Here is a 17,481-nt window from a genome sequence, read left to right as displayed (position 1 = left end):
GGAGCAAAACGGATAAAACGGGATACTCTCCCCTCGGATGACACCAGGGCCACCCAGGGCTACCAGGGCTGTCCGGGCTACCGATGGAGAGCGATGCCGGTGAACCAGCGCACCGCGGGCGGCGCGACCGTGTGGCAGGTCGTGGGGAATCCCAAGATCTGGGCCTTCCCCGCGACCATCATCGGCTTGGTCGCCCTGCTGCTCTCCCTGGTCTACATGGGCGGCATCCTCAACCCCGGCGGCAATCTGCGCGACATGCCCATCGGCCTGGTCAACGCCGACCGGGGCGCCGTGGTGGCCGGACAGCGGACGAATCTGGGGGAACAGGTCACCGACGGCATCGCCGCGTCCGCCTCGTCACAGCAGCAGGCGTCCTGGCGGCGGCTCGACGCGGCCGCTGCCCGGCACGGACTCGCCTCCGGCAAGCTGTACGGCGTCCTCGAGGTGCCGGACGGCTTCACCGCGGCCGTCGGCGCACTGGGCGCCCCGACCCGGCAGCAGCCGGCGCGGCCGACGATGTCGGTGCTGACCAACCCGGGGGCGGGCAGCCTGGCCTCCTCCTTGGCGAGCTCCATCTCCCAGCAGGCGGCGCACGGGGCGTCGGCGCAGCTCGGTGCGTCACTCATCGCGCGGCCGCGCCCCGGGGGCGGTGCCCCGAGCAACGCCGAACGGCTCCTGCTGCAGGACCCGGTGACGGTCAAGGTGTCGGTCGGGCACGCCATCGGCTCGCACAGCGGCCTGGGCCTGACCGCCTTCTACTACACGCTGCTCCTGGTCCTGTCCGGTTTCCTCGGCGCGAGCGTGATCAGCAACGGCGTCGACGTCGCGCTCGGATACGCGGCCAGCGAGTTGGGGCCCGTGCGGACCCAGCGGCCCACCGTGCCGATCACCCGGACCCGGACGTTCATCGTCACCTGCGTGATGTCATGGGGACTCTCCGCGCTGACGTCCAGTCTGATCATGCTGGCGACCGTGGTGATCCTCGGGATGGACGCGTCGCACCTGCCGTTGCTGTGGGTCTTCTCGTTCTGCGCGACCGCCGCGGTGGGGCTCGGGGTGCAGGCCCTGCTGGCCGCCTTCGGCGGGATCGGGCAGCTGATCAGCATGTTCGTGTTCATCGCGCTGGCCCTGCCGTCCTCGGGTGCGACCATTCCGCTGCAGGCGCTGCCCGACTTCTACCGCGTGCTGTCCGAGTTCGAACCCATGCGGCAACTTGCCGACGGCGTGCGGGCGATCATGTACTTCGGCGCCCAGGCGGACGCCGGGCTCACCCGTGCGTGGATCATGATCGCGGTCGGCACGATCGCCGCTCTGGCCTTCGGCTTCGCGATGACCGGCTACTACGACCGTAAGGGCCTGCACCGGATCGTCCCCGAACACGTCTGACGCGGCACCAGCCGCCCGACGCAGGGCTGGCGGAGGCACACCGGCGTCGCTGGGATACTGGGAGCTGACGGACTCGTATTCGCCACCGCCTGACGTCGACCCGGACCGGGCCGCTGATCCATCGGAGAGACCATGACGACCCCGACCCCGGTCGCCGCCACCACCACCGCCCGCTGATGGGCGCGCTGGAGCCCGTCGCCCTGGTGCTCGACGGCTACGTCGAAGAGATCCCCACCCCCGCGCCCGGCGACGCGTACGGGGCGACGGCGGCGTTCCGTCTGATCCACTCGCCCACCGACCACGCGGCGGACGAGATGCTGCTGCCGTGCCTGGTGACGGATCCCGTGCTGGTCAGGACCGCCCTGGAGGATCTGGAGGAGGGCGACCTGCTGCGGGTCGAAGGGGTGCTGATGCTGCCCGGCGGGAGCGCCGACGGCGTGCTGCGACTGAGGGTGGAAGCCATCGAGGTGCTGTCGCGCGCGCCGGTACGCGCGATCGAGCCCGAGACGCTCGAGCGCTACGGCCCGTACGTCATCGTCAGCGGCACCACCGACGACATCGGCGCCGACCCGCTCCAGATGTGGACCGACGCCGGCGCCTGGGTCGGTATCGCCCCTGGTCCCGCCGCCGTTGATGACATGATCACCGCTTACGAGGCCCGCACCGAAGGCAGCTGAGCGGATCGGGGCAGGTGGCCGGATCCGACCGCGCGCCGTCCATCGGAGCGGAGGCTACATCCGGCGCATCACGGCGACCACGCGGCCGAGGATCGTCGCGTCGTCCCCGGCGATGGGGGAGTAGGCGTCGTTGTGGGGATGCAGCCACGCGTGTCCGGTCGCGTCGCGCTTGAACCGCTTGACGGTGGCCTCGCCGTCGATCATCGCGGCGACGATGTCGCCGTTGGCGGCCGAGCTCTGCCGGCGGACGGTGACCCAGTCTCCGGTGACGATGGCCGCGCCGATCATGGAGTCGCCGACGACCTCCAGGGCGAACAGCTCCCCCTCGCCCACCAGGAGCCGCGGCAGGTCGAGCACGTCCTGGACGTCCTCCTGCGCGGTGATCGGGCTGCCGGCCGCGATCCTGCCGATGAGCGGCACGGGCGTGGTCGTCGTGCGGCCGGCCGGCTGCGCCGGGCGCGAGTCCTCCGGCAGCACGTAGGCGCGCGGTGTGTGAGGGTCTCTGCGCAGGGCGCCCTTGCGCTCCAGCACCATCAACTGGTGGGCGACCGAGGAGGTGCTCGACAGGCCCACGGCCTGGCCGATCTCCCGCATCGACGGCGGGTAGCCGGTGCTGTCGATGAAGTCGCGGATGGTGGCGACGATGTCGACCTGACGGCTGGTGAGCCCGTCGTAGTTGCCCGGCGCACCCGGCGGTCGGCCGGGGCGTCCTGCAGACTTGCGGCTGTCCATGCTCCGCGCGCCCTCCCTCGCTGGCGATCATGGTGAGAGAAGCACAGTAACCCGGACAGACCGGGTAAGGGAACGACTTTTCGAATAAGGCTCAGGCTATCCCTGAGGTGACTCACTCTCGCACCCGGCCCCGTCCTATGCGTCGAGGTCGATGTCGATGCGCCCCAGGAGCTCGATCAGGGTGGTGCGGTCGGCGAGGGACAGGGCGGCGTAGCACGTGGTGAGGACTTGGTCGGCGATCCGGTGTCCGGTGGCCAGGGTTTCCTCGCCGGCGGGGGTGAGGTAGTGCTCGATGCGCCGGCCGCGGCCCGGCCTGCGCTCGATGAGTCCGAGGGCGGTCAGCCTGCCGGCGAGGGTCCCGAACGCCTGCTCGCTCTGGAACGTGGCTCCCGCCAGCGCGCGGGCCGGGGCTCCGGGTGTGCGGCTGATGGCCCGGAGGGCGTCCCACTGCGCGAGGGTGGTTCCGGCCGCGGCGAGCCGGCTCTCGAGCGCCCGGTGCTGCTTGTACTGGGCCTGCTTCACCGCTCTTCCAAGGACCTGCACTTCATCGGGCATGGAGCCAGCCTAGTCCATGGCCAAGCTTGTTTATATAAACATCTTTAGTTAGAGTCGGGGCATGCCAACGAACCGCACGGTTGACGTGTACTCCGACCTGTCCCTCACCCTCACCGAAGCCGGCTCCGGCCGGCCCTGCCTGATCCTGCACGGCGGCGGAGGCCCGGCCACCGTCGCCGGAATCGCGGCACGGTTCGCCGAGACCCTGCACACGATCACACCGACCCACCCGGGCTGGAACGGTGCTCCCCGCCCCGCATGGCTGACCGGTATCGACGACCTCGCCCTCGCCTACCTGCACCTTCTCCAGGACCTCAAGCTGCGCGACGTACTCGTCATCGGCTCCTCGCTCGGCGGCTGGACGGCCGCCGACATGGCGGTGCGGGACACCGCGGGCCTCATCACCGGACTCGTCCTGATCGACCCGGCCGGCGTGCACGTCGAGTCCGAGCCGATCACCGACTTCTTCGCCCTCGACGCCGCCGGACTGGCCGAGTACGCCTGGCACGACTCGGCCCGTTACTACGTCGATCCCGCCGACATCCCCACCGAGCAGCTCGCCCTGCGGGAGGCCAACCAGGCCACCCTGCGGGAACTCGCGGGGAACCCCTACATGCACGACCCCAAACTCCTCCGCCGCCTGGGGCGTGTCGACGTCCCGGCGCTCGTGCTGTGGGGAGAGAGCGACCGCATCGTCACCCCCGCCTACGGCGCGGCGTACGCCGAGGCGTTCGGCAACGGACGGCTCGAGATCATCCCCGAGGCGGGCCATCTGCCGCAGATCGAGCAGCCCGAAGCCACGTTCGCCCTGATCGACGCCTACCTGAAGCCGGGCACGTAGGACCCGTCCGGCCGATCGAGTGACGGCCTCCTTGCCCGGCCCCGTCATCCGGCTCCGGCCATGGTCTGCCCGAACGGGTCTCAGCTGATGAGGGTCTTCTTCGGACGGACCACGCAGAACTCGTTTCCCTCCGGATCGGACAGCACGGTCCATGACTCACTGCCGCTCTGCCCGACGTCCGCCCTGCGGGCACCGAGCGCGAGGATGCGCTCGATCTCGGCCTCCCGTTCCTCCGCGGGGGATGTCAGATCAAGATGCAGGCGGTTCTTGACGGTCTTGCGGTCCGTCACCGGCATGAAGCAGATACCCACCGGCGCGGTTTCGTCCGGGCCGATCACGACCTCCCGCTCCCGTTCGGAAAGGATCCGCCAGCCCAGGACCCCGGCCCAGAACCGGGCCAGGGCGGGCAGGTCGTGGGCGTCGATGACGATGTGGTGCAGCGAGACAGGCATGTCGGCCAGTGTGCCGGTGATCGTCCGGGCAGGTCCTCCGTTCGCCCGGAACCATGGTCGTCGAAAACGCCGGTCCGCCGACCGACCACCCCTCGCCCGGGCCGCTACCCGGTGAGCGTTTGGATACCGAGTACGGAGAGGAGGGCGAGGCGTTCGGCGTCCGGGGTGCCGGGCTCGGCGGTGTAGATCATGATGCGGAGGTCACTGCCCGCGACGCTGAGGATGTCGCAGTCGAGCGTCAGGACACCCACCAGCGGGTGGTCGATGGTCTTGCGGCCGGCCTCGTGCCGGCCGACGGCTCCGCCGTCCCACAGCTCGGCGAACCGTTCGCTTCCCGCCCGCAGCTCCATGATCAGCCGCCGTACCCGCAGGTCTGCCGGATACCGGATCGCGGTCGCACGCAACGCGCTGACCTGCGCGATCTCGAGCGTACGCTGCGACTGGGGTGTATGGCGGACGTGTCCGGCCGGGCCGAGGAAGGTGCGCCACACGGCGTTGCGCTCGTTGCCGTGCCGCTCGCCCATCAGCGCCACGTACAGAGGATTGGCCAACAGCAGGGTCCACGCCGCGTCGGAGACCGCCACCGGCGTTCCGTTCAGCCGGTCGAGCATCCGCTGCACGCTCGGCGTGATGTAGCCGGGCACCGTGCCCTGTCCGGGCGGGACCAGTCCGGCGGCGTGGAACAGATGCTCGCGCTCGTCCGCGGACAGGCGCAGCGCCCGTCCCAGGGCCTCGACGACCTGCTCCGAGGGGTTGGTCGCCCGGCCCTGTTCGAGGCGGGTGACGTAGTCGACCGAGATCCCGGCCAGCAGGGCGAGCTCCTCGCGGCGCAGACCGACAGCGCGGCGATGGCCACCGCTCGGCAGACCCGCGGCCTCCGGGCGGACCCGATCGCGCCAGCGCCGCACCGTGCGTCCGAACTCCTCGCTCGCCATGTCACCACTGTGCACCGGACGGCTCGGATGTACCTGGTACTGGCAGTCCCAGGAAGATCCGGGCCTGGTGCCACCCGTGTGCTGTGCCGCAGCGTGGAGGCATGACGACCACACTGATCACCGGAGCGAACAAGGGTCTCGGCTTCGAGACCGCCCGCCGGCTCATCGCCGCGGGACACACCGTCTACCTCGGCAGCCGGGACGCCGCACGCGGCCGGCGGGCCGCCGAGCAGCTGGGAGCGCGCATGGTCCAGCTCGACGTCACCGACGACGCGTCCGTGCGAGCCGCGGCGAAAACCGTCGAGGCCGACGGGGGATTGGACGTACTGATCAACAACGCCGGCATTCAGGCGGAGATGCGTGACGACGGAATCGTCGTGGTCGATGCCGCGGGCCTGACCGCGGACGTGATGCGGACGACATTCGAGACGAACGTTTTCGGCACGGTGCGCGTTCTCCACGCGTTTCTGCCGTTGCTGCGGCGTTCCGCCGCCCCCGTTGTGGTCAACGTCAGCAGCGGCCTGGCCTCGCTTTCTCGGGTCACCACCCCGGAAACCCCGACGTACGCCTACCCGGGCGTGGCCTATCCGGCGTCGAAGGCCGCGGTCAACATGGTGACGGTGCAGTACGCGAAGGCGTTCCCGAACATGCGGATCAACGCCGTGGAACCCGGCTTCACCGAGACCGACCTGAATGCGAACACCGGAATACAGAGCGTTGAACAGGGCGCCGAGATCATCGTGCGCATGGCACAGCTGGGCCCCGACGGCCCCACCGGCGGCTATTTCGACGCGGAAGGCGTCCTTCCCTGGTGAGCTGCGGCGGCAGGTGAACGTATGGGCACCGACGGTCACGTCGGTGCCCATACTGCTGCCCGGGGGCGTTATTCCGTAGGGGTGCGACAAAGCAATAGGAGATGCGCGATCAACGGCCGCCCTTTCGTGAAGCGGCCGGTTTTCGGGGTGCGAAATGCCCGAATCGCGTGAGCCCGGGCACAGGACCTACGTCACTTCCGAAGTTGCTTAGTGGACGATTTCGCCGGATTGCGCGGGCCGCGCCGCACGCCGCCGGGTGCCATTCGGCTTCGCATACTACGACGGATAGTAGGCGGGGTCTTTGCCATCGCCGACGGCCCGCGTTAACCATGGGTCGAGTAAGAACGACATGAGCGCCGCGGCCTCCCGACGCATCAGCGAGAACGGGCCCGCCACCTGCTCCATACGCCGCCACTACGGCCGGCCGTCCCCCTGATTCCGCCTGGAAGAGGTACATCCCGCATGCCCGCACGCACTCAGCTCTCCGCCCTGCGCACCTTCCGTCCCACCAAGCGTCTCCAGGTCTCCGCTGTGGCGCTCGCCGCCGCCGGCTGCACCACGGCCCTCGCGCTGGCCGGCACCACCACCCAGAGCACCTCCGCGCTTCCGGCCGTCGACGTCGCGAAGGTCACCGCCGGCAGCCAGTCCGGCACGAAGGTCCAGGGGCTCAGCCAGCGAGTGACCGCCCAGTCCTACCCGGCCTACGTCGGCAAGCCCGCCGCCGCGAAGGACTCCACGCACGACCTCACCAAGGGGCCCGCGAAGGCGAAGGCCAAGCCGGTCGCAGCCAAGGCTGCCGCACCGAAACCCGTCGCGGCCAAGCAGCACGCGGCCAAGCCGGCCGCGAACCGTTCGACCGTGCGAAAGCCCGTGGCCGTGTCGGCCCCCAAGTACACGAACAACCTGGACGGCTGGATCCGCCAGTCGCTGGACATCATGAAGAGCAAGGGCATTCCCGGCAGCTACGAGGGCCTGCACCGCAACATCATCCGTGAGTCCAGCGGCAACCCGAACGCGGTCAACGACTGGGACATCAACGCGATCAACGGCATCCCGTCCAAGGGTCTCCTGCAGGTCATCCAGCCGACCTTCGACACCTACCACGTCGCCGGCACCAAGGACAGCCTCACCGACCCGGTCGCCAACATCACCGCCGCTGCCAACTACGCGGCCCACCGCTACGGCTCGATCGACAACGTGAACTCCGCTTACTGATCCACTCCGCCGCCCCCATCGGCGAGACCGTGTCCACCCCGGTCATCTTCGGCCCCTCCCAGGTCCTGGCCTGGGAGGGGCCGTCCGTCTGTGCGCCGACCCGCGGGCTCACCTGCACCTTTCGACGGTGATCGAAAGGAATGACACCCCCGTCCACCCCCTGCGAATCTGGTCGCGGCAAACGGGCCGGCCTCGGGTCGGCCCGTTTGCCGCGACCAGATTCGCAGGGGGAACCATGGCATCGCGCACAGCAGCCGCGGCGGCGGTCGGCACGCTCGCGATCGTCGCCGGTCTGGCGGTCACCGGGTCCGCGAACGCCGCCGCGCCCGCGGCCGGGAACAACAACAACGCATCCGTCGCCGGGGTCACGGGACACCCGGCGACCGGAGACGCGGCCGACTGCCCGCACGGGAACCTGTGTCTGTACACGGGCCCCGACAGGACGGGGCGTTCCTCACCGACTGTCCGACCGACTGTCCGACCGACTGTCCGGCCATGGCGCGAGGCGTCCTGGCCGGACGGTCGTTCGGTCGTCCATGACCCGGCCGCTTGATAGCCTGCGGGGGACGCGGACGTCGAACTCCGACGTCAGAGGCACGCCCAGCCGGTAGGCGATCTCGCCATGAGCCCGGACCGAGTCGCCAGGATCGCCCGCGGCATCCGAGGCGGGGACGTGCCCGCCAGTACGAGGAGTCCACGGGTGGGTCCGTCCCGAATCCGTTCGTCCCGCATCCGCACCCTCCACCGCTTCGGTCCCGCCGCGCTGGCGGCTGTTCTGCTGGCCGGCTGTGGCACCTCGGGTCCCCCAGCGGCGACCGACGCCCCTTCGGTCATCCACTCGACGGCCCATTCCCGCGCCCACGGCGCCGCGGTCACGCTGCCGCCCGCGCACGCCGGGTTCGACTACCAGATCGGCGGCGCCTACCCGCCGCCGACCGGTGTCCAGGTCGTCAGCCGGGACCGGGAAGCGGACCCCGCGGCCGGGCTCTACAACATCTGCTACGTCAACGCCTTCCAGGCCCAGCCCGGCGCCCAAGGTGACTGGGATGCCGATCTCCTGCTGCGGCAGGCCGACACCTCCATCGTCATGGACCGGGACTGGAACGAGGCACTGCTCGACCTGAGCACCGCCGCCAAGCGGCAGCGGGTGGCCGCGAAGGTGAACGGCCTGATCGACGGCTGCGCGGCCAAGGGCTTCCAGGCGATCGAGCCGGACAACTTCGACAGCTACACCCGGTCCCAAGGGCTGCTGACCGAGAACGATGCGCAAGCCTTCATCCGTCTGCTGTCCGCGCACGCCCACGAAAGGGGCCTGGCCATCGGGCAGAAGAACACGGCCGAGCTGGCGCGGGCGCACGTGTCCAACGGCCTGGACTTCGCCGTTGCCGAGGAGTGCGGCGCACTCGACGAGTGCGCCGAGTACACCGCGGCCTTCGGCAGTGAGGTGCTGGTGATCGAGTACACGTCGCAGGGACTGGCGAAGGCGTGCGCCGAGTGGGGCGGTCGGCTGAGCATCGTCCAGCGCGACAAGGACGTGTCCGCCGCGGGCAGCGGCGGATACGTCCGCCGGCCCTGCTGAGCCGGCCGGGCCGTGCGCCGACTCAGTCGCGGGTGTCGGTGTGGCGGTAGCCGAAGGGACCCGGGAGGTCGGCGGACGTGGTCCTTCTGCCGGTGGTCGACCAGGTGCGATGGCTGCCCTTCGAACCGACGGTCAGGGAGAGGGACTTGCGGTTCACGTTGAGCCGGACGCCGGGGAAGATGTGGAACGACTTGCGGAAGGTGATGGGCATGTGAGCCTCCTCGATCGGTGGATCGTGATGAGCCTCGTCTGCCCCAAGTGGCCCCGTCCTACCTCCGCGTGCCGAAAATTCCGTGGGCTACTTCGGATGACGGAGCATCAGGCGGAAGGACGCCTCGCGGCCACTCCGAACATGGTCACGGACATGTGCAGCGCGCCCTCGTCGGCGGCGGAGGTGAGGTCGGTGTACAGCGCGTCCCGCTGCTGCTCGGAGATCAGCTCCTCGCGCAGCGCGGACTCGCCGAGCATGCGGATGAGCTGCCAGTTGACTTCGGTGTTGCTCTGGATCAGTGCCTGCGATCCGACATCCGTGATCTCCAGTCCCGCCGTGGCCAGGAGGCCGACGAGTTGCCGCCCGGCGTGCGGATTCGCGGCAGCCTTCAGTGCGCGGCGCATCAGCGCGGCGACGACCTGGGGGTCGCCGGGGTACAGCAGGGACGTCGCCCAGTCCGTGTCGAGCAGCACCACGCGCCCGCCGGGTCGCAGCACGCGCACGATCTCACCGACGGCCTTCGCGGGCTCGGCGAGGTGCTGGAAGACGCGCTCGCACCAGACGACGTCGGTGCCGGCGTCGTCGAGCGGCAGCGCCACCGCGTCGCCCGCGACGAACCGGGCGGCGCTGCCGGCCGCGGCCGCCCGCAGTTCCGCGGCCGCCCGCAGCCCGTCGTGCGGCTCGACCCCGAGCACTTCGCCGGTCGGCCCGACGGCCGCCGCGAGGACCTGGGTCTCCGACCCGGTGCCCGAGCCGACGTCCACCACCCGTTCCCCGGGCCGCGCGGCCACCGCCGCATGAGCCCACGCCCGAAGCCTGCGCACACCCGCGCTGTCGGCCTGCGCGTCCAGCGCACCGATCAGCCGATCCGTGGGCGTGACGCCGATGTTGGTCACATGAAACGCCGAAGTGGGCCGAGAATCCGCCATCCCGCCATCCTAAAGCCCACCCCACCCCGACCTCCGAGAACCGCGAGCCGGCTCGCCGCCGCTCGGGACACATCCGTCGACATGTCGACGGATGCCCCAAAATTCGCGAGAACGCCGAGGCCACCGCTCCGCAGGCCCATCATGAACGCCCCGCACGGTACCCCCGGGTCCGGAATCAGGTCGAGGGTGTGGCCTCGGCGGATTCGTCGGTGTGGGTGGGTTCGGGTTCGGGGGGTGTGGTGCGCTCCACGGCGGCGGCGAACCGGTCCAGCATGCTGCGGTGCCGCAGCATGATCGCGGCGTCCACCAACGTGTTGTGCAGCCGGCCGCCGGGACCTCTGAGGGGGTGCTCGTCGACGATGACCAGCGAGTGGTCGCCCCAGGGGCGGATCTCGATGGCGATGCGCGCGGTGCCCAGGGGGCCCGCGTAGGCCTCCAGTTCCAGGCGGCTCTCGCGCTCGTTCACCCGGACCACGGTCCTGTTCTGGAGCTCGAGTGGACCGAGTCTGACGGTGTAGGCGATGGACGAACCCACGTCCGGCCAGTTCGCGTCGGCCTCATGGGTGGTGTCCGTGCCCACGACCCAGTCCGCGTAGGTGCTCCCGTCGCTGAGGACCGACCATACGGCGTGCGGAGGTCGTTTGATCAAGACGTGGCGGACGGCCATCGAAGTGCCTTTCGGTTGCGGGGCGTGTCGTGTGGGGGTGAGGTCATCGGCCGCGGAGCTTCTTGGGTGCGGCCAGGGCGCGTTGCAGTCCGGAGAGGCCCGGGGCCAGGACGTGACGGGTCAGGGCGCTCTGCGAGCGCAGGGCGGCGCGAGCGGCGTTGGCGCCGCAGGCACCGTGCACCCCGCCGCCCGGGTGGGCGGACGCCGACGCGAGGTAGAGCCCGGTGACGGGTGTCTCCGGGCGGCCGGTACCGGGTGTCGGACGGAACACGGCCTGCTGATGGAGTGCCGCCGTGCCGCCGTTCAGAGCGCCGTTGACTAGGCTGGCGTTGAGCCCCTGCAGGTCCGGCGGGGCCAGGATGCGGCGGGCCCTGATCCTGTCCCGGAAACCGGGGGCCAGCAGCTCGACCTCACCCTCCAGCCGGTCGGCCATCGTCTCCCGCTCGCCCGCGTCCCACCGGCCGGAGAGTCCGGACTCTCCCGCGTCCCCGCGGACCTTCTGCGGCACGTGGGTGTAGGCCCACGCGGACTCGGTGCCCTCCGGCGAACGGGTGGCATCGGAGGTGGTCATCTGCCCGAGGAGGGCGAAGGGCCGATCGGGGATCTGCCCGGTGGCCAGCTGGGAGCTGAACCGCGTCAGATGGTCCAGGCTCTCCGCCAGGTGGACCGTGCCCGCGCCGACGGCCTCGGGCGCCGTCCAGGGGATCGGCCCGGACAGGGCCCAGTCGACCTTGAACGTGGCGTGGTCCCACTGGAAACGCCGTATGTCGTCCCGCAGGCGTGGCGGCAGCTCGTCCCAGCTCACCAGGTCCCCGTACAGCGTCGGCGCCGGGACGTCGGCCAGTACCGCGCGCAGGGCGCCGATCCGCTGTCCGTCCTCGGTCACGACGCCCGCCGCGCGGCCGTCCCGCACCTGGACGGCACGGACACGTGCCGAACACCGGACTTCGCCGCCCTTGTCCGCCAGCCGCCGCACCAGCGCGTCCGTCAGCGCTCCCGCGCCACCGACCGGCACCGGCCAGCCGAACTGCTGGCCCAGCATCGCCATCAGCCAGCCGAAGCCCGCGCTGACGGCGGCCTCGGGGAAGAAGTCTGCGTGCAGCGCGCAACCGGCCAGCAGCAGCGGACCGCCCTGCCCGGTGAACTCCTCCTCCCCGAGTCGTCGTACCGGCAGGGCCAGCATGCGCAGTAGGCGCAGCCCGCCGGCGGCGCGCATCTTGGCCGCGAGCGCGAGTCCGGAGCGGACCGGGGGAAAGGGCGCGAACAGGGACTGGAGCAGATCGGGCCCCAACCGGTCCCACACCTCCACCAGGCGCAGATACGCGTCGCCGTCGCCCGCCCCGAACGACTCCAGGCTCCTCGCCGTGCGCCCGCGGTCCCGGTCCAGCACGGCGCATCGCCCGTCGGCGAGCGGATGGGCCAGAACCCGCGGCGCGTGACTCCAGGCAAGGCCCCAGCGTTCCAGCTCGAGCGCCGTGACAGCGGGTGAGGCCGCGGCCAAGGGATGGAAGGAGCTGAACACATCGCTGACGTAGTCCGGATGGACCTCCCGGTCGCTGCGCACCGCGCCGCCGGGCACCGGCTGCTCCTCCAGGACCAGGACGTGCCACCCCGCATCGGCCAGGACATTCGCGGCGACCAGCCCGTTGGGGCCCGCACCGATCACCACCGCGTCGAACGACTCAGCCATCCGTCACTCCTTGCCGGGTCCTCGGAACTCCACCAGACCACAGGGACGGGTGCCCGGCACCGCCAGGTCCACGCACCGCGGGAGGTGGAGGGACCGGAGGACGACCGGGGGAGTGGTGCACGCCGGCGCTGTGCCGTTCACCCGTCCGGGTGAGACGACCCGCGGCGTGGCCCGCCGGGTCGGGTACGGGTTCGGCGAACGACGCGAAGGCGGAGACGCGTTCGTGGAATTCGTGTGAATGATCGATCAGCTTGAGGGCATCCGCTGGTCAGGAGGTTGATAACCATGGGTCCTTTGCTTCTGGTTCTACTGCTCGCTCTGATCCTTTTCGGTGCCGGCTTCGCGTTGAAGATCCTCTGGTGGGTCGCCGTCGTGGTGCTGGTCGTCTGGTTGCTCGGCTTCGTGATGCGAGGTACGCACTCGGGGGGCCGACACCGCTGGTACCGCTGGTAGGCGATAGCGCCGAACAGGTGGTCACCACCGCTCCGCAGACGCGTCGGGCCCCGGCAATGCCGGGGCCCGACGCATGTGCGCCCGCCCTCCGGCCGGACGGCCGGAAGCGGGCCGGAAACCGGCCCGAGCCGTCCACGCCAGCACGGCGCGGCTCGGACGACGTCCGTCGCCAGTAAAGTCACGGGTGGTGGCGCCGCGTCAGGGCGCCGGAGTATGGAGGATTTTTCCTGTGCTGATCGCTCAGCGTCCGTCGTTGACCGAAGAGGTCGTCGAGGTGTGGCGTTCACGGTTCGTGATCGAACCGCTGGAGCCGGGATTCGGCTACACCCTGGGCAACTCGCTGCGTCGGGCGCTGTTGTCGTCGATTCCCGGTGCGGCTGTCACCAGCATTCGCATCGACGGCGTTCTGCACGAGTTCACCACCGTGCCGGGCGTCAAGGAGGACGTGACCGACATCGTCCTGAACATCAAGCAGCTGGTGGTGTCCTCGGAGGAGGACGAGCCGGTGGTGATGTACCTGCGCAAGCAGGGGCCGGGCGTCGTCACCGCCGCCGACATCGCGCCCCCGGCCGGGGTCACGGTGCACAACCCCGACCTGGTGCTCGCCACCTTGAACGGGCAGGGCAAGCTGGAGGTGGAACTGACCGTCGAACGCGGTCGGGGCTACGTCTCGGCCGTCCAGAACCAGCAGCAGGGCCAGGAGATCGGCCGTATCCCGGTCGACTCCATCTACAGCCCGGTCCTCAAGGCCACCTGCACGGTGGAAGCGACCCGCGTCGAGCAACGCACCGACTTCGACAAGCTGATCGTCGACATCGAGACCAAGCAGGCGGTGTTGCCGCGTGACGCCCTGGCGTCGGCCGGCAAGACCCTGGTCGAACTGTTCGGCCTGGCCAGCGAGCTCAACGCCGATGCCGAGGGCATCGACATGGGCCCGTCCCCGACGGTCGCGGCACTGGCCGCGGATCTGGCGCTGCCGATCGAGGAGCTCGACCTCACCGTTCGTTCGTACAACTGCCTCAAGCGCGAGGGCGTCCACTCGGTGGGCGAACTCACGGCGCGTTCCGAGGCGGACCTGCTCGACATCCGCAACTTCGGCGGCAAGTCGATCGTCGAAGTCAAGATGAAGCTGGCCGGCATGGGTCTGACCCTCAGGGACAGCCCGCCCGGATTCGACCCGGCCGCCGCCATCGACGCCTTCAACGGCGACGACGACGGGAACACCGGGTACCAGGAGACCGAGCAGTACTGACCCGCGCGGGCCGACGCCGGACGGCGGCGGCGCGGACAGCGACCGTCTCCGCCGGCGGTGTGCGGGGAGCCGATCCGGCTCCCCGCACACCGCCGTGCCCGATGCCCCCGCCCTGGGCCACCCGGGTGGGAAGAGCCGGTGGCGGGCGACGGCCGCCCCGGCCCAGGAATGCACGTCGCCGGGCCGGGCACCCGCACTCCATGACCATTCTGAGGAAATGCGCCCGGCCCCTGTTGGCCTCGACCTTCATCACCGGCGGCTACTCCGCGCTGCGGAACCCCGAGGCGCTGGCCCCGGCCGCCGAGCCCGTCGTCCGGCGCATCAACGAGCAGGTCCCGTCGCTGGAGAAGAACCCGGAACAGTTCGTGCGGATCAACGCGGGCGTGCAGATCGGCGCCGGGGTACTGCTGGCGCTGGGCCGGTTCCCCCGACTGGCCTCCTTCGCGCTCGCCGCGACGCTGGTGCCCACGACTCTGGCCGCGCACGCGTACTGGACGATTGACGATCCGGAGGAGCGGAACCAGCAGAAAATCCACTTCTACAAGAACCTCTCCCTGCTGGGCGGCCTGGCGATCGCCGCCGCCGACACCCACGGAAAGCCGTCGCTGGCGTACCGCTCCCAGCTGGCCGCCGACCGCGGCCGACGTGGCGCGCGGCGGGCCGGACGCAATGCCCAGGCCGCGGCGGCCCGCTCGGTCAACGACCTCGGGTCCGCGGCGCACACGGTGCGCAAGCACCTTCCCGTCGGCTAGGCCGTGTCTGACACATCCCGCCTGGCCCGGGACGCCGCTACTTTCACAACACGTCCTAAGGCTACGGGCTGTCCCGTCATCCCTGGTGGATCAGCGCGCGGCGTCAGGTGCGGTGCATCGCAAGGGGAAGGGCGCCCCCACACTGGATGTATTCGGGCGTTCCGACAACGCAGCGAGGTGCCGTAGCTGTCGTCGGGCGCCCGCCAGGAATGCCGGGACAGCCCTTGGCAGGGCCGGAAGCAGGCACGGCGTCCGGGGCCGTCGTCGGTCCCCGGGCGTGGGCAGCGGATCGGAGCGGCTCGGGCCGCCTGGCGGCCGGGGTCCGCTCCTGCTCCGCCGCGTACGCCACCAGGAGCGGGGGCAGCCCACCGATCGGGCGCGAACGCGGGCCTGGCCGCGGCCGTCGCGGGATGTCGGGCCCTCCGTGATCACCAGTGCGAAATCGCGATACCTTCTGCGGCATGGATCCGCTCACGTTCGAATACGGCGACTTACACCCGCGCGTGGATCGGGGGGTGTTCGAGCTCTTCGGCCCGGCCGACGCCGGGCGCGCGTTCCGGCCGGCCACGCTCGCCGACCGACGGGCCGGCTGACATGGAATCCAGGGTCTTCGAGCACGGTGACGTGCATCTGCGGGTCGACCACGGGATCTTCGAGCTGTTCCGGCGCAATCGCATCATCGGGTCGTACCGGACGCCGCTGAGCTGGGTGAAGGTACGCGTCGAGGCGCGCAAGGGCGGCGTGACCCGGCTGCACTTCGGCAACGTCGAGCAGCTCGACGCACCGATCTACGCCGGCACGACGAGCTCTCGCCACCTGCTCGCGACCGTCGAGATCCCCACCACGGACGAGCCTCTCTACCGGGCGTTCTTCACCGAGCTCGCCCATCTCTCCGACCGTTCCGTCGCCCCCTAGGGGCGAGCACGGGGCACCGGGCAGCGGATCCGTCGTACCGCCCCAACGGGGGTCCGACAGCGCTGGGTTGATGATCGCTGTGGGTGGCCGGCAGACGTCCGGACCGCAGGTCATGTGGCTTTCCGAAGCATTGTGCCCGGCCGTGAACGGACGCCGGGCGATGCCCGTACTTGCCGACAGTTCCACCTTGCGCGTCGCGCAGTTGCGAGAAGGAGGTCACCGGTCATGGCGCTCACGCTCTACGTCGACCCCGTGCGCTGGAGGGCGCATCAGGACGCGGTGACCCGGCAGTTCCCCGGACTGGTCCCGGTCGTCAGGGGCAACGGCTTCGGCTTCGGCCACGAAGCTCTGGCGGAGGAGTCGCAGCGCTTGGGCGCGGACGTCATCGCGGTCGGAACGACCTACGAGGCAGCCCGGATGAAGGACGTGTACAGCGGAAAGGTGCTGGTCCTGTCGCCCTACTGGCGCGGCGAGGAAGCGCCCGCGCTGCCCGGGCGGGTGATCCGGACGGTGTCGTGTGCCGACGGCCTGCGCGGTCTGCGGGGCGCCCGGGTCGTGGTCGAGGTGATGAGCAGCATGAGATCGCCGGGTGTCGGCGAGCGCGACCTGCACCTGCTGCGTGCCGGTGTCGAGGACGTCAGCCTGGAGGGGTTCGCGCTGCACCTGCCGCTGAACCGGGTGGGGGGTCTGGACGCCGCGGCGGAGGTCATCGCCTGCGTGGAGCGGCTCCGCGCCGCGGAGCTGCCCGTGCGCACGATGTTCGTCAGCCACCTGGAGGCCGTGGAACTCGACGAGGTGCAGCAACGGTTCCCCGATACGTGGTTCCGCGCGCGCATCGGGACCGACCTCTGGTTGGGCGACCCGGACGCCACGCAGTTCCGCGCGACGGTCCTGGAGGTCGGCCATGTCGTGAAGGGGGAGCGCTTCGGCACCCGGCAGGGCAGGGCGCCTGCCGACGGCTGCCTGGTGGTCGTCGCGGGCGGCACCGCGCACGGGGTGGGCCTGGAAGCGCCGAAGGACCTGCACGGCGTGGTGCCGCGGGCCAAGAACGCGGCCCGCCTCGGCCTGGCGACCACCAACCACCTCCTGTCGCCCTTCGTGTGGGCGGGCCGGCGGCGCTGGTTCGCCGAGCCGCCGCATCTGCAGGTGTCGGTTCTCTTCGTGCCGCAGGACGTGCCGGAGCCGGCGGTGGGCAGCGAACTGGTGGCGCGTCTGGGACACACCGTGACCCGGCCGGACCGCGTCGTCGACTGCGCGTCCCAGACCTGGCCCGCCGCCGCTTCCGAGCGGGCCCTACGAGGTGGTCTGAGGGGGCGCGGGGGTGCGGGAGGCACGCCAGGCGATCGATTCCGGCGTGGCCGCCCGGACCCTGGCACGGCCGCCCGGACCCGGCACGTTCGCTCGCCCCGGGTCGGCTGCCCGCTC

The 17,481-nt window shown here is 70.7% G+C and carries 19 protein-coding genes and 1 pseudogene; 12 read left to right on the top strand and 8 right to left on the bottom strand.

Annotated features, from left to right (window positions below; all coding sequences use genetic code 11):
* The first annotated feature begins 99 nt into the window (after positions 1-99).
* Both M2266_RS00815 and M2266_RS00810 read left to right on the top strand, forming a co-directional pair.
* Complete coding sequence (locus M2266_RS00815; RefSeq protein WP_277436310.1) at positions 100-1,386, top strand: DUF3533 domain-containing protein; 1,287 nt, start codon at positions 100-102, stop codon at positions 1,384-1,386.
* Positions 1,387-1,562: 176 nt separating this feature from the next.
* Positions 1,563-2,063, top strand: a complete 501-nt coding sequence (locus M2266_RS00810) for a hypothetical protein (protein WP_277436309.1) — start codon at positions 1,563-1,565, stop codon at positions 2,061-2,063.
* Positions 2,064-2,117: 54 nt separating this feature from the next.
* Here the strand turns inward: M2266_RS00810 and lexA are convergent, their stop codons facing one another.
* Positions 2,118-2,795 (bottom strand): transcriptional repressor LexA, encoded by a 678-nt coding sequence (gene lexA / locus M2266_RS00805; protein ID WP_277436308.1) that lies wholly within the window; start codon positions 2,793-2,795, stop codon positions 2,118-2,120.
* A gap of 135 nt (positions 2,796-2,930) precedes the next feature.
* Complete coding sequence (locus tag M2266_RS00800; protein ID WP_277436307.1) at positions 2,931-3,350, bottom strand: MarR family winged helix-turn-helix transcriptional regulator; 420 nt, start codon at positions 3,348-3,350, stop codon at positions 2,931-2,933.
* A gap of 61 nt (positions 3,351-3,411) precedes the next feature.
* On the opposite strand from M2266_RS00800, the gene M2266_RS00795 reads away from it, so the two are divergent.
* Positions 3,412-4,191 carry an alpha/beta hydrolase gene (locus M2266_RS00795; protein WP_277436306.1) on the top strand — a complete coding sequence of 260 codons (780 nt, stop codon included), beginning with the start codon at positions 3,412-3,414 and terminating at the stop codon, positions 4,189-4,191.
* Positions 4,192-4,271: 80 nt separating this feature from the next.
* Here M2266_RS00795 and M2266_RS00790 read toward each other — a convergent pair whose 3' ends face one another.
* Complete coding sequence (locus M2266_RS00790; protein ID WP_277436305.1) at positions 4,272-4,643, bottom strand: VOC family protein; 372 nt, start codon at positions 4,641-4,643, stop codon at positions 4,272-4,274.
* Positions 4,644-4,747: 104 nt separating this feature from the next.
* On the bottom strand, positions 4,748-5,578 hold the full coding sequence (locus M2266_RS00785) for a helix-turn-helix transcriptional regulator (RefSeq protein WP_277436304.1): 831 nt from the start codon (positions 5,576-5,578) through the stop codon (positions 4,748-4,750).
* A gap of 101 nt (positions 5,579-5,679) precedes the next feature.
* Between M2266_RS00785 and M2266_RS00780 the strand changes: the two genes are divergently transcribed.
* The 3 genes from M2266_RS00780 to M2266_RS00770 all read left to right on the top strand — a co-directional run bounded on the left by M2266_RS00780 (position 5,680) and on the right by M2266_RS00770 (position 9,187).
* Positions 5,680-6,393 carry an SDR family NAD(P)-dependent oxidoreductase gene (locus tag M2266_RS00780; RefSeq protein WP_277436303.1) on the top strand — a complete coding sequence of 238 codons (714 nt, stop codon included), beginning with the start codon at positions 5,680-5,682 and terminating at the stop codon, positions 6,391-6,393.
* Between the two features lie 462 nt (positions 6,394-6,855).
* Positions 6,856-7,608: a transglycosylase SLT domain-containing protein gene (locus tag M2266_RS00775; protein WP_277436302.1), complete on the top strand. Its 753-nt coding sequence runs from the start codon at positions 6,856-6,858 to the stop codon at positions 7,606-7,608.
* 700 nt (positions 7,609-8,308) lie between these two features.
* Complete coding sequence (locus tag M2266_RS00770; RefSeq protein ID WP_277436301.1) at positions 8,309-9,187, top strand: endo alpha-1,4 polygalactosaminidase; 879 nt, start codon at positions 8,309-8,311, stop codon at positions 9,185-9,187.
* Positions 9,188-9,209: 22 nt separating this feature from the next.
* Here M2266_RS00770 and M2266_RS00765 read toward each other — a convergent pair whose 3' ends face one another.
* The 4 genes from M2266_RS00765 to M2266_RS00750 form a co-directional block, all read right to left on the bottom strand.
* Positions 9,210-9,398 carry a DUF4236 domain-containing protein gene (locus tag M2266_RS00765; RefSeq protein ID WP_277436300.1) on the bottom strand — a complete coding sequence of 63 codons (189 nt, stop codon included), beginning with the start codon at positions 9,396-9,398 and terminating at the stop codon, positions 9,210-9,212.
* Between the two features lie 107 nt (positions 9,399-9,505).
* Complete coding sequence (locus tag M2266_RS00760) at positions 9,506-10,327, bottom strand: methyltransferase domain-containing protein (RefSeq protein WP_277436299.1); 822 nt, start codon at positions 10,325-10,327, stop codon at positions 9,506-9,508.
* Between the two features lie 175 nt (positions 10,328-10,502).
* Positions 10,503-10,994, bottom strand: a complete 492-nt coding sequence (locus M2266_RS00755; protein WP_277436298.1) for an SRPBCC family protein — start codon at positions 10,992-10,994, stop codon at positions 10,503-10,505.
* Positions 10,995-11,037: 43 nt separating this feature from the next.
* Positions 11,038-12,684, bottom strand: a complete 1,647-nt coding sequence (locus M2266_RS00750) for an NAD(P)/FAD-dependent oxidoreductase (RefSeq protein WP_277436297.1) — start codon at positions 12,682-12,684, stop codon at positions 11,038-11,040.
* Between the two features lie 285 nt (positions 12,685-12,969).
* Between M2266_RS00750 and M2266_RS00745 the strand changes: the two genes are divergently transcribed.
* The 6 genes and pseudogenes from M2266_RS00745 to M2266_RS00720 all read left to right on the top strand — a co-directional run.
* Complete coding sequence (locus tag M2266_RS00745) at positions 12,970-13,137, top strand: hydrophobic protein (RefSeq protein WP_277436296.1); 168 nt, start codon at positions 12,970-12,972, stop codon at positions 13,135-13,137.
* Between the two features lie 229 nt (positions 13,138-13,366).
* Complete coding sequence (locus M2266_RS00740) at positions 13,367-14,389, top strand: DNA-directed RNA polymerase subunit alpha (RefSeq protein ID WP_277436295.1); 1,023 nt, start codon at positions 13,367-13,369, stop codon at positions 14,387-14,389.
* A 200-nt stretch (positions 14,390-14,589) separates the two neighbouring features.
* Positions 14,590-15,141 carry a DoxX family protein gene (locus tag M2266_RS00735; RefSeq protein ID WP_277436294.1) on the top strand — a complete coding sequence of 184 codons (552 nt, stop codon included), beginning with the start codon at positions 14,590-14,592 and terminating at the stop codon, positions 15,139-15,141.
* Positions 15,142-15,602: 461 nt separating this feature from the next.
* The gene (locus M2266_RS00730; protein WP_277436293.1) at positions 15,603-15,734 is read left to right on the top strand and encodes a hypothetical protein; all 132 of its coding nucleotides are present in this window, start codon (positions 15,603-15,605) and stop codon (positions 15,732-15,734) included.
* Position 15,735: 1 nt separating this feature from the next.
* Positions 15,736-16,056, top strand: coding sequence for a hypothetical protein (locus tag M2266_RS00725; protein ID WP_277436292.1), 321 nt, complete (start codon positions 15,736-15,738; stop codon positions 16,054-16,056).
* A 225-nt stretch (positions 16,057-16,281) separates the two neighbouring features.
* Positions 16,282-17,307: pseudogene (locus tag M2266_RS00720) on the top strand (alanine racemase); the annotation flags it as partial.
* Positions 17,308-17,481 lie beyond the last annotated feature (174 nt).

It is taken from the genome of Streptomyces sp. SPB162 (assembly GCF_029504575.1).
GTDB lineage: Bacteria > Actinomycetota > Actinomycetes > Streptomycetales > Streptomycetaceae > Actinacidiphila.
Note: the sequence above shows the minus strand (reverse complement) of the source record. Positions and strands in the feature narration are given on the sequence as shown.

Bases quoted from the DNA above. Each gene is read 5' to 3' on its own strand.
- M2266_RS00810 (WP_277436309.1), top strand. From the start codon at position 1,563: ATGGGCGCGCTGGAGCCCGTCGCCCTGGTGCTCGACGGCTACGTCGAA.
- lexA (WP_277436308.1), bottom strand. From the start codon at position 2,795: ATGGACAGCCGCAAGTCTGCAGGACGCCCCGGCCGACCGCCGGGTGCG.
- M2266_RS00800 (WP_277436307.1), bottom strand. From the start codon at position 3,350: ATGCCCGATGAAGTGCAGGTCCTTGGAAGAGCGGTGAAGCAGGCCCAG.
- M2266_RS00795 (WP_277436306.1), top strand. From the start codon at position 3,412: ATGCCAACGAACCGCACGGTTGACGTGTACTCCGACCTGTCCCTCACC.
- M2266_RS00790 (WP_277436305.1), bottom strand. From the start codon at position 4,643: ATGCCTGTCTCGCTGCACCACATCGTCATCGACGCCCACGACCTGCCC.
- M2266_RS00785 (WP_277436304.1), bottom strand. From the start codon at position 5,578: ATGGCGAGCGAGGAGTTCGGACGCACGGTGCGGCGCTGGCGCGATCGG.
- M2266_RS00780 (WP_277436303.1), top strand. From the start codon at position 5,680: ATGACGACCACACTGATCACCGGAGCGAACAAGGGTCTCGGCTTCGAG.
- M2266_RS00775 (WP_277436302.1), top strand. From the start codon at position 6,856: ATGCCCGCACGCACTCAGCTCTCCGCCCTGCGCACCTTCCGTCCCACC.
- M2266_RS00765 (WP_277436300.1), bottom strand. From the start codon at position 9,398: ATGCCCATCACCTTCCGCAAGTCGTTCCACATCTTCCCCGGCGTCCGG.
- M2266_RS00760 (WP_277436299.1), bottom strand. From the start codon at position 10,327: ATGGCGGATTCTCGGCCCACTTCGGCGTTTCATGTGACCAACATCGGC.
- M2266_RS00755 (WP_277436298.1), bottom strand. From the start codon at position 10,994: ATGGCCGTCCGCCACGTCTTGATCAAACGACCTCCGCACGCCGTATGG.
- M2266_RS00750 (WP_277436297.1), bottom strand. From the start codon at position 12,684: ATGGCTGAGTCGTTCGACGCGGTGGTGATCGGTGCGGGCCCCAACGGG.
- M2266_RS00745 (WP_277436296.1), top strand. From the start codon at position 12,970: ATGGGTCCTTTGCTTCTGGTTCTACTGCTCGCTCTGATCCTTTTCGGT.
- M2266_RS00735 (WP_277436294.1), top strand. From the start codon at position 14,590: ATGACCATTCTGAGGAAATGCGCCCGGCCCCTGTTGGCCTCGACCTTC.
- M2266_RS00730 (WP_277436293.1), top strand. From the start codon at position 15,603: ATGGATCCGCTCACGTTCGAATACGGCGACTTACACCCGCGCGTGGAT.
- M2266_RS00725 (WP_277436292.1), top strand. From the start codon at position 15,736: ATGGAATCCAGGGTCTTCGAGCACGGTGACGTGCATCTGCGGGTCGAC.